The 536-nt window shown below is 56.0% G+C and carries 1 protein-coding gene; it reads right to left on the reverse strand.

Translation table 11 applies throughout. From position 1 onward, the window contains the following. Positions 1-36: 36 nt before the first annotated feature. On the reverse strand, positions 37-536 hold a 500-nt coding region (locus tag AC1VXC_RS21105), incomplete at its 5' end, for an IS256 family transposase (RefSeq protein WP_482995091.1).

Genomic DNA, 536 nt, shown 5'->3' on the forward strand with positions numbered 1-536 from the left:
GAGCGTGTGCAGATTTTTGTGTAAACGGGATTCGGGTTACAGCTGAGGGAGCCGCCCCTCAAACTGGATGGTAAATCGGTTCAGGGCTGCCTTCCAATCACGGATGGGTAAGGTCCATCGTTTGCTGATGTTGCGCAACGCGAGGTAGAGCAGTTTGACGAGAGCTTCGTCGCTCGGAAACGCGCCGCGGTGCTTGGTTAATTTTCGTAGCCCCATGTTCACCGACTCGATTGCGTTGGTTGTATAGATGACCTTACGGATCTCGGGTGGATAGTCGAAAAATGGGGTTAACCGTGTCCAGTTACGCCGCCAAGACTGGCCAATCGGCAGGTACTCCTTGTCCCAGCGTGCCTCGAACTCGGTGAGCCGTTGCTCAGCTTCCTCGGCGGTGGCGCAGGTGTAGATGCGCTTGAGGTCGGCCGCCACTTCTAGTCGCCGCTTCCACGACACATAGTTCAAGCTGTGCCTGACCATATGCACGATGCATAGTTGCACCGTGGTGTACGGAAACACTGCCTCGATAGCCTCAGGGAAGC

Source organism: Stenotrophomonas sp. STEN033 (assembly GCF_056856655.1).